Genomic DNA, 12,916 nt, shown 5'->3' on the forward strand with positions numbered 1-12,916 from the left:
TATCTCCTTTAGTTTTAGCTTTAGTTTCACAATACCCATTTATTTAATTTTGAAAATAGTCCTTTAATATCATCTTATCTTCATCATTAAAAATATAATCCTCAATGTTTCTTTTAGAAATCCATTTTATATTATTTATACTTTTATGGCAAGTAATATATTCCTTTACACTACCCGTAAAAACTTTTAAATTTTTTTCACCTTCTAAATTATATTCTTTAAAAGGTTTTAAATCAAATATTGTACATTTTATATCTTTATCAACAGCTTTAGAAATACATTTTTCTTCTGTCTCTTTTCCCTTTATTTCTTTTCCAAATATTCCCCAACTTCTTTCATTTCTTTTTCCTCTTTCTGCAATCAATACATTTCCAAAATCATCATAAATAATAATTGAACATCTTGTAACCATCCCCATCTTTACCTCCAATTAGCAATTAATTTTAAATGAATTTATTTATTATTATAATTATAATCTCTTTTTACCTATTTTTAAACATTATTTTCTTTTTTGTTACAAATTTATTTATATTCTTTTTACAATTTATTTATATTTTTCACCAAAAACTTATTTATCAATCAATGTATATCATATGTAAATTCTGTTAATAATTGAGATGAGGTGATTTTTTATGAGTTCTATTAAATATTTACCACTTATTATATTATTATTTTTCACATTAAAATTTTTAATATCATATGTAGAAAAATCTACTATTGATTTAAATAAAAAAGAAACTGAAAAGCAAATAAAACTTGGTGTATTATCCATAAAAGATCTTCAAAAGGATAACTATACTACATTTATAAAAATTATAAATGTATATCTCAATATTTTAGGATTTAAAGAAAATATACTTCTTCCCAATGGTGATAGTAATTTAACTAATTTTAAAGCCTCATTAAATAATGAAGATGTATTTATAAGTTGTATTCAAAATAATTTACTTGGTAAAACCCCTGATGATGAAGATAATTGGGAATTAACCGGCAGACCTGCCGTTCAAAGCTTTTTAGGTAGACTGCTTATTAATAACTGTAAAAAAGGAATTCTTATTACAAATAGTTCATTTTCTAATCAAGCTATAAAATTTGCTAACGATTTTAACAACCAAAATCGTGGAGTAGAAATTAAGCTTATTGATGGTTATGAACTTACAAAATCAATAAGAAATCATAATTATTATATTACGAAGGAAGGTTTAATGAATGAAGTTAAATACAATATATAGTTATTTCATAATAATCTTATTTACTCCTTTAATAGGTAAATTGATAAAAAAAATTATTATATACTATAAATCATATAAAGACTTTGAAGGAAATAATCAATTATATAATTTAGTTCATAGATTAACCCCTCACGAGTTTGAAATTTGGTGTAGTGAATATTTATCTCAATTAGGCTTCACTAATATTCTTCTCCTTCCTTTAGGGCCAGATGGTGGAAAAGATATTATTTGTGAAAAGGATTCTCAAAAATTCTATGTTGAATGTAAAAGATATTCTCTTAATAATTCTATATCAATATTACAGGTTGAAAAGTTATTAGGTGCTATGATTTCAAATAATATAAATAATGGGATAATTATAACTACAGGTACTATATCTGATGATGTAAGATCTATTTTAACTAAAATAAATAAACCCTATAATATAAAAATAATAAGTTCTGTTGAATTAGATATTCCATACACAGAATATATACTTAAAACTAATTAATCTAGCTATCTTATTTTCCTCTTAATATATTAGGGATGTGTTATTTTTAATACACATCCCCTTATAAATTCCTTTTAATTACTCCCACTTAATGATACTAGTTATTTTAAATTCTATAATACCTATTTATAATAATAAAATTACTAAATTGATTATTTTTGTAAAAAACTCCAATTTAATTTTCCCTACTATAATGATATAATAAAAAAAATTTTATAAATACTAAGGAGAATTTATGTATACTAATTATATTTTTGATTTATATGGAACATTGATTGATATTAATACTGATGAAGAAAGTATGGATTTTTGGTACAAGCTATCATTATTTTATTCTTTTAAAGGTGCATTATATGATGCCGAAGAATTAAGAGAATCATATAGAGCTTTAGTTAAGTTAAATTTAGATAATTTAATGGATTCAAAATATCCTGACTTTCCACTTGAAACTGTATTTTCTAAGCTTTATACAAATAAAAATATTCTTCCTTCTGATGAGTTAATAATGGATACTGCTCACTTCTTTAGGACTTCGTCTATAAAGTATATAAAATTATATGATAGTGTAATTGAATTATTAGAATTATTAAAGAAAAAAGGTAAAAAAATATACTTATTATCAAACGCACAAAGAATATTTACACTTTATGAAATGAGATTATTAGGAATTGAAAAATACTTTGATGATATTTTATTTTCTGCTGATTATAAAATGTGTAAACCAGATGAAAACTTTTATAATACTTTAATTAATAAGCATAATTTAAATATAAAAAATAGTATTATGATTGGAAATGACTATATATGTGATATTGAAGGTGCTTCAAATGTTGGATTAGACTCATTATATCTTCATTCTAATCTTTCACCTGAAATCAACGGAAAATTAAAAAGTACTTATACTATTATGGATTTTGATATAGCAAAAATACCTGAGCTTATTATTAAATAAATTATTCATTAAATCTTCGTAATCATATATTACCCATAAGAAAGAGCACCATATTCATAGTGCTCTTCTTTTAAAATATAAATATTCAAATGATAAATTCACTTGTATTTTTTCTAGCAAAGTAAAGTTATTCCTAGATAAGTCTGCTTCCTTCTTTATCTTGAGTAAGTTTTCCAGCCTTCATAAGTCCACCTAAAGCCATCTTAAAGTAATTCTTACTAGTTCCAAAAGTAGCTTTTATGTCTTCTGGATTAGATTTATCGTTGAACTCCATAAATCCACCATTTTTTCTCATATAAGTTACAATTTTTTCTTGAAGTTCATCTCTTTCATTTAATCTAGTCTTTCTTGGTGTTAATCCTATTACACCATCTTCATAAACTCTCTTAACTCTTAATTGCATTTCATATCCTGGATGAACCTCATTATAGTACTCATTTGGTAATACTAATCCTCTATATTTAGCATCAATTGCAACATTTAAAGTTCCTGAAGGAGTCTTTGAAAATACCATTGCAGTAACTTCATCACCAACTTTAAATGTTCCTTCTTCAGCAACTTCAATATATGGCTCAACTTCTGTTGTAGCTGCAAGTCTTCCTGTCTTATCTACATATATATAAAATAAATATTTTTTTCCTGTATGTAATTTATATCTTTGTTCTTTTAATGGTACAAATATATCTCTATCTAACCCAAAATCAACAAATGCACCAAACTCACCTTGATGTACAACCTTTAAATAAGCAACATCACCAACTATAGCTAAAGGCTTCTTAAATGTAGCTATTGGTCTATCCTTTGAGTCTCTGTATATAAATACTTCAACCTCCTTACCAACTTCTACTCCCATTCCTTCCGCTAATGACTTAGGAAGTAAAACATCCTCTTTACTTTGTTTATCAACTAGATAAAATCCAAAGTCCTTTTCTCTATCTACTACTAAAGTATTATATTCTCCTATTCTTAACATACGTCCTCCTACTTTTTATATCTTTTACTTAAATTTACGTAATTATCTGCTGACTTCTTAATGTTTTTTATTTCATCATCAGTTAATTCTCTAACTACTTTTGCTGGATTTCCTAAAATAAGAACTCCATCTGGAAAACTCTTTCCTTGAGTAACTAAACTTCCTGCCCCTATAATAGTATTCTTTCCAATTTTAGCATTATTTAATATTATTGATCCCATTCCTACTAAAACATTATCTGAAATATTACATCCATGAATTATAGTTCCATGACCTATAGTTACATTTCTTCCAATAATACATGGAGAGTTAGCATCAACATGCACTACTGAATTTTCTTGAATATTAGTATTAGCACCAACTACTATTTTGTTCATATCAGCTCTAAGCCTAGTACCAAACCATATGTTTACATTATCCTCAATTTCAACTTTTCCTATTATATCAACGCTTTCTGAAATATATGTATTCTCATTTATTTTAGGTTTAACTCCCTCAAAATCCATAATCATATTTTTTAACTCCCTTATAACTTATATTCATCATGAAAGTTTCACTTTATTTTATCACCCTTTATAATTATTGTCATTATTTTAATGTCTTTAATACTATATATTAATAATGAATAATTTTAAGAGGCGAATTTGTGAGTAAAAGTAAGCGTAAAACCAAAGTAATCTTTGATCAGAATAAATTAAAATATTATTATGGTATCCCCCACTGTCATTCTAGCTATTCAACTGGTAAAGGTACTCCTTTAAACTTATATGAATTTGCTATAAAATGCGGATTAGATTTTTTATTTGTAACTGATCACAATGATTTTCTTGCAAATAAAACTACTGTTAAAGATCGTACTTTAACAAAATGGGATGCAACAAATTATTTTTCCAATAAAATAAGAAAAAATGAAGATGACTTCTTACCTATTGTTGGCTTTGAATGTAGAACTATTCCTTTTGGTGATTTTAACATAATAAATCCTAATAACTTCTTTACTGGAGCTATAAAAGATTTAAGATTATTAACTTTATGGATGATTAATAATAATCAAGCTTTTATAATTATTAATCATCCCCATAAGGAAATTGGTAAAATTCAATATAATGAAATTTTTAATAAAATTATTACATCCATAGAAGTTTATAATGGTAATCCTGCAAGTAAATATACTAAACATGAGAAATATTATTATCAATTACTGGATTGCGGTTGGAAATTAGGTGCTGTTAACGGACAAGATAATCATAGAATTAATTTCGATCAATCTGATAATTTAACTGCATATATTGCAAATGATTTATCTAAGAATTCATTAATTGATGCTTTTAGAAGTCATAGAACTTATTCAACTGAATCACGATTTTTAAAATTACATTTTACCATAGATGAAACATTTATGGGAGATACATTATCAATTTATTCTTCAAAAATAAAGTTTTCAATTTTTGCTGAAGATATCAGATATAAAATAAGAGAAATTCAAATAATATCAAATGGTGGTACAATTATAAAAAAAATTGAAGATATTAATTTAAGTTGTATTAAATATATATATGAACATCAAAGTTTAAAATCAGAAACCTGGTACGTTATTAGAGTACTACAAGATGAGAATAAAACTGCAGTAAGCTCTCCAATTTTTATTGTTCACCTAAATAATAACTATATTTAGAAATTATTCACTTAAAGTTACATAAAGAATACAACTTAAGTGAATAAAGTTGTTTCATTTAAAATAAAAAGCATTTAATTTTAACATTCCCTTTATAGAAAATAATTTTAATAATAAAACTACCTCTATAAAGGGAATAATTCAAATTAAATATTTTATTTTTTATTGTTTTGAGCATTATTTAAATGCTTTACTCTATTAGGCTTAGCCTTAGGTCTAATTTCAATTTTCTTTTCTTTCTTTTTAGGACCACCAGTTGCTTGAATATCCATGAACCATAAAAAGAATGTTACTGTTAATATTGTTAGTAAAAATGATACCCAGAAAATACTCTTTCCTAGTATAACAGGCATAAATAATTGTAAAATAAATGTTACTATAGCTATACCAAGTGGTATATACTTATTAATTCTAACTTTTGAAAATACATACTTTCTTCCTAAAAACATTATTCCAAATACAATTGCTAATAGAACAATGAAATAAAGCAGTGTTGATAAAAAGTTACCCATCAATAGCTCTCCTTCCTATATCTTTCTACTATATATATTACTGTCTATTTAACATATTTTCAACCCGATTTTATTTCCACTCTTTTATAAAATATATCTTTCCATTTCATTTCTTCTTATCTTCATAACATTATTTTTTCTTATACTTCATGGCCAACTTTGTAATTTTTTTATTATTTATCTAATAATTAACTAATCCTTCTTATTATTAGCTAAAATATATAATATGTTAAAAATTGTTAATTTTTATATTATATCCCTAAAAAAATAAGAATTCGATAATTAGGACTAGCATATCTTTAAATTATTTGATAAAATGTATTAAAGATATTATAAATTTATTAAAGGGGTGTTATTATGGGTTTAAACCAAGCCTATCAACTTGATGAATTAGATCTTCAAATTTTAGATATATTAATAAAAGATTGTAGAACTCCATATTTAGAAATTGCAAGACTTTGCCATGTTAGCGGTGGTACTATTCATGTTCGTATGAAGAAGATGGAGGAACTTGGAATAATAAAAGGAACTAAAATTCTTTTAAATCTTCCTAAACTAGGATATGATGTTTGTTGCTTTGTAGGAATATATATTGATAAAACTTCATCATTCTCAGAAGTTTTTGAAGAAATGTCAAAAATTAAAGAAGTTGTTGAATTACACTTAACTACTGGTGATTATTCTGTATTTGCTAAGGTTATCTGTAAAAACATAAGTGATCTTCAAGATATATTATTAAACAAAATAAATGTTATTTCCGGAATTCAAAGAACTGATACTATCATATCTTTAAATCAACCTATTGACAGAAATATTTCAATTTAATAAAAAATTTAATATTGAAATATATTTGCATGAATATAAATTTCTCCTTTGGAAAAAATAACTATGTTATTAAAACCAAAGGAGTTGTTTTTTATGAAGGTAATTGATACCATAGTACTTATACTTATTATAATTGGAGCTATAAACTGGGGACTATTAGGTTTTTTTCAATTCGATCTTGTTGCTGCAATATTTGGGGAAATGAGTACTTTCAGTAGAATAATTTATGCTATTATTGGTATTTGTGGATTATATTCTATATCATTTTTTGCAAAAGATAAATTTTAATAAAAATAGCTTTGCACATAAGTGCAAAGCTATTTTTTATAACTCTTTAATAATGTTAAATAACTCTATTGCAGCTTCTCTTGGCCCCTCTTGTTCTCTACCTTTAACTCCAAGACATGTCTTGATTTGTCCAACTTTTACATTTGTATCAAACATTGTTTTAAAATATCTATCTATCAATATGTCAGTAGCTTCTTGTTTTTGTGCAGGTCCAAATGGATTTGCAAAGTAACTTTCAACTAATCCCTCTTCAGTTGTAGTTCCCTTTGCCATTCTTGGACCTGATTTAAATAATTTAATTGCATCTTCAGGATTATTAAAGTATTCGATAGCTTTATCATTTTCTGTTATGTTAGTAAAATTATTAGCATATAAGAATAAATCTATCTTATACCCTTTAATTATTTGGCTATACGGTGCTACAGGCATTACTAATCTTGCATTTATTTTATCTGGGTTCATAAATATACTTCTATCTATTTCTCTAAATGCATACCCTTGAGCTAGGTCATCTAATCTAACAAATGCGCCTATTTCTGTACCATATCCATATATCTCTCCATTAATTTCTTTAAAAGTACCCATATCATCAAAAATAATATTCATATTACTTATATATTCTTCACTTAATGTTCTAAAAGCCTCCAAACTCTCAGATTTTCCTGCACCACTATCACCCATTATTACTACATTAGCTTCTTTTCCATTTTTCATTTGAACATTTACCATTGCACCATGTATAGGCAAATAACCTCTTTTTATCATTATTAAATTATGCAATGTTAATATCATTTTTTTCATATATCCAAAGTAATCTATCTCATCTGAATAATTTACATAACCAAGCATTATATTATTTTCTTCATCATCATAGAAAACTGTTTTTAAATCTTCTCCATCATTTATTCCAAATACATAAACAATATCAGGACGTCTTCCTCTACATTCTTCTCTTGTAGCCATTTCAAATAAATTACATAGAGTTATTCCATGATTCATAAAATCCCTATGGAAATATATATACGCTATTAGCTCTCCAACCTTTGCAGGATAACAAAACCAATGGTCTTTATTTATATGTGTATACTTTAAAGGATTATCATAAACTTCTGAAAACATTCCATTTCTTGTATTCTTTTTAGGATATGTTATAAATGGTGGTTCTAACAAAATACAATCTATAAAATTAATATCCTCTAGTAATTCATACCCATTAGGAATTGGCCATAATAGCTTATTTATCATTATACTGCAGTTTCCACCTGCTGTTATTTGTCTAAAAACTTGTGGAGTTCTACCTAATACATTTTGTTCAATTTTTCTATAGAACTTTAATATTAGCTTTTCAAAAGCTGAATTTGCTTCTGTAAAATTCATAGCTGCTAAACCTTGACTAATTTTATCATTTTGAACAATAGTATATCTTTCTAATCTTCTCCAAAATAAATAAAAATCTTCTATCATATTGATAAACTCTTCTTTATTACTCAAAAGCTCACTATATCTTGGATTTAATTCAATAACTTCTTTTACATCTATTATAGTTAGCCATTTAAAAATTTTAGTGATATCCTCTCTTAAATTTGATATTTCAGTGGTGTTTAAAGATTTAATTAAATATCTATATGATAAAGTTCTCTTTTTTTCAGATCTCTTTAAATAAACACTTAAAACCCTTCTAAACCCCTCACTTTCTAATAAACTCTCAAAATTATTACAATACCTAGTTGAAAAATTCATTAATACTTTATCATTACTTATTGAAAACTCTTTTTTCATCCTCATCCTCCTAATATTTTTTATTTAACCACGCTCTTATATGATATTTTATACAATTATAACATATTATACCAACAATTTCACTTCACTAACTTGTTAAATATTTATAAACTTAAGTTTTCTTTCTATAATTTTAGTCAATAATCTAAAATATATATTTCTTATTTAGGAGTCTTTAATTATGAATAAATTTAAACATAAAAGTTATAAAGCATTAAAAATAATACTTACTATTTCTGCAATTATTATTTCTATTTCTTTTTTAACTCAAAATAACAATGTTAATTACGAAAACAAAATGATTATTCACTATATAGATGTAGGCCAAGGAGATTGTATTTTAATTCAGGTTAATAATAAAAATTTACTTATAGATTCTGGTCCATCTATTAATAGAAAAGATTTGCTAGATTATTTAGAAAAATTAAATATAAAAAAATTTGATTATATTATTGCAACACATCCTCACGAAGATCATATCGGAAATATGGATACTATTATAAAAAGATATACTATTGGAAGCTTTTATTCTCCTAAAGTAATAACTTCATCTACTACCTTTGAAAACATGATTAGTGCTTTGGTTGATAAGAATCTTAAAATAAATGTTTTAAAGAAGGGAGTTAAAGGAATTGATCTTGGAAAAAATACAGAAATTGAAGTATTTTCACCCCTAGAAAATATATCTAGTGATAATTTAAATGATTATTCTCCAATCATCAAAATAACTTTCTTTAATAACTCTTTTTTATTTACAGGTGATGCCGAAATATCAACTGAAGATACAGTACTATCTCAAAATAATAATTTAAACTGTGATATTTTAAAAGTTGGTCATCATGGATCTTCAACATCTACTTCCACAGATTTTCTAATTTCAGCAAACCCATCTGTGGCAATAATATCTGTAGGTAAAAATAACTCTTATGGTCATCCTACCTCAGAAACTTTATCTCTTCTTAATTCTTATAATATTAGAACTATTAGAACAGATATTAATGGCACCGTTATAGCTATTTCCGATGGGAAAAACATCAATATCTCTACAGTTAAATAAAACTCCTATAAATGATAGATGCTCCTAAATAATTAGGAGCATCTATCATTTAAGGATATTATCCTTAAAATAATATAAATTTAATCTACAATACAATCTTCAATTTTTTCAACTTCAGTTGCTTCTACTACTTCTTCTTTATCTTCTTCCATAACCTCATTGCTATTAGTTTCTTTCTTATCAATCTCTTCCTTATCAGTTTCTAAATTTTCTGTATCAATATTAACTTTTATTTCTTCATCTTTACTTCGTATATAGTCTTTCCAAGTAATAAAAATCTTATATAAATTCACTACATCTTGCTCATTATATAATAATATTGTTTCTATTTTTTCTTTTGGCATTCTTTCAATATATTCTTTATCCTTTAATACCTTATGAAATGTTTTAGCTAGATTTGAACCACTAATAACATCTCCTTCTCTATATATGTTAAAAACCTTTTCCAAATTTTTAAGTCCTATAGATGTATTCATATTTCTTTCATATTCTTTTTGTATATCTAAAGATTTAAATTCTTTATCAAAATCAAAATAAATATTATATTTATTGAATAAGTATTTTATAACAGTAAAATCATTATTTCCTGAAAAAGTAACTATAACTTTCTTTCCCATCTTCTTCATTTTCGTAAAATATTTTTTTGCAAGTATTAATATTTCAACTACTTCACTCTTATTTTCTATCATATATTGAGTTACATGTATCTTTTTATCAACATTATTATATACACATGCTCCAAATACTCCTATACATTTTGGCTTTTTGTAAACATAATGCTCTAAATCAAAATATATAATATCATCTGGTTTACACTGAACCTCCTTCCCTTCTAATATCTTTTCAATATTATATTCTTCTACGTCAACAAAATTTTCTCGAATAATCACACTATCACTCTTTCTTACATTATTTATCTCCTGTTTTAAAATTAGTATCTCTATATCTTTTTATTATACCATGTTATTAATACAGTGAATACCATTTATAGTTTTTACTTTTTCAAATATATAACAAATTTGTTTTTAATATGTTGCTTTTATTGACCAAGCCCTCTTTTATTGATATCATATATATATGTAAGAATTTTTTGATAATGATTTTCAATTTGAGGTGATATATATATGTGCATTTGCGATTTAAAGCTTGGCGAAAAAGCTAAGATACATGAAATAAACGGAAATGATAAACTTACTAAAAGACTTTATGCTTTAGGCCTTATTGAAGGAACTGAAATAGAATTAAAAAGAGTTGCTCCTTTAGGTGATCCTTTAGTAGTAAACTTAAGAGGTTTTGATTTAGCTATACGTAAAAAGGATGCTAAAAATATTATTTTAACAGCTTAATTATAAAAATAAGGGGATGACAAAATGAAAAATGTAGCTTTGCTTGGTAACCCCAACGTTGGAAAAACTACACTTTTTAATAGCCTAACTGGTTCTAATCAAAGAGTTGGTAATTGGGCAGGAGTAACCGTAGATAAAAAAGAAGGCTTTTTTGATGATTTTAAAATTGTAGATTTACCTGGTATATATGCTATGGATACTTTTTCAAACGAAGAAAAAATATCAAAAGAGTTTTTGGAAAATGGACAAGTAGATTTAATATTAAATATTATTGATGCTTCTAATATTGATAGAAATTTATATTTAACAATGCAACTAAAGCAATTTAAAAAGCCTATTATTTTAGCTGTCAATATGATAGATGTAGCTGAAAAGAAGGGTATAAATATCGATTATAAAAAGTTAGAAGAACTTTTAAATGTAACTGTTGTTCCTATACAAGCATCTAAAGAACAAGGTATAGATGATATAAAAAAAGCTTTAAAAAATCTTCATACCAATAAAATAGATAATAATGATTATAATTTTTCAAGTGAAAAAGAAACTTATATTTACATAGAAAACTTATTAAGTCAATGTACTAAAAAAGATAATAAATCAACAAGGACTATAAAAGAAAAATTAGATAATATAATGCTAAATCCATGGCTTGCTTATCCTATTTTCTTTATAATTATGGCCTTAACATTCCAAGTAACATTTTCTTGGATAGGACAACCCCTTTCAGACTTATTAGATTCATTATTAAATGACTCTTTAGTTCCTATAATTGAAAGTTTAATTCAAGGAACTGCGCCTTGGTTCCAGTCATTAATTATAGATGGTATCATAGGTGGTGTTGGTGGAATATTAGTGTTATTACCTATAATATTATCACTCTTTGCTTGTATAACTATTTTAGAAGATAGTGGGTATATGGCAAGAGTAGCTTTTATAATGGATAAAATTATGAGAAAAATGGGGTTATCAGGAAAAGCATTTATTCCTATGATTGTTGGCTTTGGATGTTCTGTTCCTGCAATTATGACTGCAAGAACTTTAGAAAGTGAAAAAGATAGAAAACTTACTGCTTTATTGATTCCTTTAATGAGTTGTAATGCTAGATTGCCTGTTTATAGTATATTTGCAGCTGTATTTTTCCCTAATAGTATTGGGCTAGTTGTAGCTTCACTTTACTTCTTAGGTATATTATTAGCATTTATACTTGGTATAATCTTTAAGCATACAATATTTAAAAATGAAGAAGAGCCTTTACTTATAGAGTTGCCAGAATATAAATTGCCATCATTAAAAAATCTTTTAAATCAATTATATGAAAAAACTAAAGGATTTTTAGTGAAAGCTGGTACATTAATTTTTGCAATGAGTATAATTTTATGGTTTTTATCCAACTTTAATTTCTCTGGAATGACAGATGTTAATAATAGTATATTAGCTTCTGTAGGTGGTTTTATTGCTCCAATATTTAAGCCACTAGGCTTTGGGAATTGGCAATCATCAGTTTCATTATTAACAGGACTAATTGCTAAAGAAACTGTTGTTTCTTCAATGAGTGTAATCTTTGCAGGTGATTTACAAACAATGTTACCACTTCATTTTACTACACTATCAGCACTATCATTCTTAGTATTTGTTTTACTTTATACACCTTGTATTACTGTTGTTGGTACTATGAAAAAGGAATTTGGTTCAAAATTAACTTTATTCTCTGTAACCTATCAATTGGTCTTAGCTTGGTTAGTTGCATTCTTAGTATTTAATATAGGTTCATTATTTGTTTAAAAGAA

Annotated in this window: 15 protein-coding genes; 9 read left to right on the forward strand and 6 right to left on the reverse strand. The window is 25.5% G+C overall.

The features are described 5' to 3' along the window. Window positions 1-43: 43 nt before the first annotated feature. Window positions 44-418: a DNA mismatch repair protein MutT gene (locus EJJ37_RS06060; RefSeq protein WP_133014706.1), complete on the reverse strand. Its 375-nt coding sequence runs from the start codon at window positions 416-418 to the stop codon at window positions 44-46. A 214-nt stretch (window positions 419-632) separates the two neighbouring features. On the opposite strand from EJJ37_RS06060, the gene EJJ37_RS06065 reads away from it, so the two are divergent. The 3 genes from EJJ37_RS06065 to EJJ37_RS06075 all read left to right on the forward strand — a co-directional run bounded on the left by EJJ37_RS06065 (window position 633) and on the right by EJJ37_RS06075 (window position 2,674). After that, on the forward strand, window positions 633-1,232 hold the full coding sequence (locus tag EJJ37_RS06065) for a restriction endonuclease (RefSeq protein WP_133014707.1): 600 nt from the start codon (window positions 633-635) through the stop codon (window positions 1,230-1,232). Next, on the forward strand, window positions 1,210-1,722 hold the full coding sequence (locus EJJ37_RS06070) for a restriction endonuclease (RefSeq protein ID WP_133014708.1): 513 nt from the start codon (window positions 1,210-1,212) through the stop codon (window positions 1,720-1,722). The genes EJJ37_RS06065 and EJJ37_RS06070 overlap by 23 nt, the downstream gene beginning before the upstream one ends. A 235-nt stretch (window positions 1,723-1,957) precedes the next feature. Beyond that, on the forward strand, window positions 1,958-2,674 hold the full coding sequence (locus EJJ37_RS06075; RefSeq protein ID WP_133014709.1) for an HAD family hydrolase: 717 nt from the start codon (window positions 1,958-1,960) through the stop codon (window positions 2,672-2,674). A gap of 133 nt (window positions 2,675-2,807) precedes the next feature. On the opposite strand, the gene EJJ37_RS06080 is transcribed toward EJJ37_RS06075, so the two are convergent. Next, a complete protein-coding gene (locus EJJ37_RS06080; protein ID WP_133014710.1) occupies window positions 2,808-3,647 on the reverse strand; it encodes a CvfB family protein in 840 nt (279 codons plus the stop codon). Between the two features lie 8 nt (window positions 3,648-3,655). Further along, the gene (locus tag EJJ37_RS06085) at window positions 3,656-4,159 is read right to left on the reverse strand and encodes a gamma carbonic anhydrase family protein (RefSeq protein WP_133014711.1); all 504 of its coding nucleotides are present in this window, start codon (window positions 4,157-4,159) and stop codon (window positions 3,656-3,658) included. A 134-nt stretch (window positions 4,160-4,293) separates the two neighbouring features. Here EJJ37_RS06085 and EJJ37_RS06090 point away from each other — a divergent pair, with 134 nt between their 5' ends. Continuing rightward, on the forward strand, window positions 4,294-5,322 hold the full coding sequence (locus tag EJJ37_RS06090; protein WP_133014712.1) for a CehA/McbA family metallohydrolase: 1,029 nt from the start codon (window positions 4,294-4,296) through the stop codon (window positions 5,320-5,322). Between the two features lie 155 nt (window positions 5,323-5,477). Here EJJ37_RS06090 and EJJ37_RS06095 read toward each other — a convergent pair whose 3' ends face one another. Next, entirely contained in the window at window positions 5,478-5,834 is a 357-nt protein-coding gene (locus tag EJJ37_RS06095) for a hypothetical protein (RefSeq protein WP_133014713.1), read from the reverse strand. A gap of 357 nt (window positions 5,835-6,191) precedes the next feature. On the opposite strand from EJJ37_RS06095, the gene EJJ37_RS06100 reads away from it, so the two are divergent. After that, window positions 6,192-6,659 (forward strand): Lrp/AsnC ligand binding domain-containing protein, encoded by a 468-nt coding sequence (locus EJJ37_RS06100; RefSeq protein WP_133014714.1) that lies wholly within the window; start codon window positions 6,192-6,194, stop codon window positions 6,657-6,659. Window positions 6,660-6,752: 93 nt separating this feature from the next. Beyond that, window positions 6,753-6,947 (forward strand): DUF378 domain-containing protein, encoded by a 195-nt coding sequence (locus tag EJJ37_RS06105; RefSeq protein WP_133014715.1) that lies wholly within the window; start codon window positions 6,753-6,755, stop codon window positions 6,945-6,947. Between the two features lie 36 nt (window positions 6,948-6,983). Here EJJ37_RS06105 and EJJ37_RS06110 read toward each other — a convergent pair whose 3' ends face one another. After that, window positions 6,984-8,726, reverse strand: coding sequence for a phosphoenolpyruvate carboxykinase (locus EJJ37_RS06110; protein WP_133014716.1), 1,743 nt, complete (start codon window positions 8,724-8,726; stop codon window positions 6,984-6,986). Between the two features lie 181 nt (window positions 8,727-8,907). Here EJJ37_RS06110 and EJJ37_RS06115 point away from each other — a divergent pair, with 181 nt between their 5' ends. Further along, a complete protein-coding gene (locus EJJ37_RS06115; protein WP_133014717.1) occupies window positions 8,908-9,783 on the forward strand; it encodes a ComEC/Rec2 family competence protein in 876 nt (291 codons plus the stop codon). A gap of 80 nt (window positions 9,784-9,863) precedes the next feature. Here the strand turns inward: EJJ37_RS06115 and EJJ37_RS06120 are convergent, their stop codons facing one another. Next, window positions 9,864-10,673 carry a ribonuclease H-like domain-containing protein gene (locus tag EJJ37_RS06120; RefSeq protein WP_133014718.1) on the reverse strand — a complete coding sequence of 270 codons (810 nt, stop codon included), beginning with the start codon at window positions 10,671-10,673 and terminating at the stop codon, window positions 9,864-9,866. Window positions 10,674-10,907: 234 nt separating this feature from the next. On the opposite strand from EJJ37_RS06120, the gene EJJ37_RS06125 reads away from it, so the two are divergent. Together EJJ37_RS06125 and feoB are read left to right on the forward strand one after the other, a co-directional pair. Continuing rightward, window positions 10,908-11,129 (forward strand): FeoA family protein, encoded by a 222-nt coding sequence (locus EJJ37_RS06125; RefSeq protein WP_133014719.1) that lies wholly within the window; start codon window positions 10,908-10,910, stop codon window positions 11,127-11,129. Between the two features lie 24 nt (window positions 11,130-11,153). Then, a complete protein-coding gene (feoB, locus tag EJJ37_RS06130; RefSeq protein WP_133014720.1) occupies window positions 11,154-12,911 on the forward strand; it encodes a ferrous iron transport protein B in 1,758 nt (585 codons plus the stop codon). Window positions 12,912-12,916 lie beyond the last annotated feature (5 nt).

Source organism: Clostridium cuniculi (assembly GCF_004353185.1).
Lineage (GTDB): Bacteria > Bacillota > Clostridia > Clostridiales > Clostridiaceae > Clostridium > Clostridium cuniculi.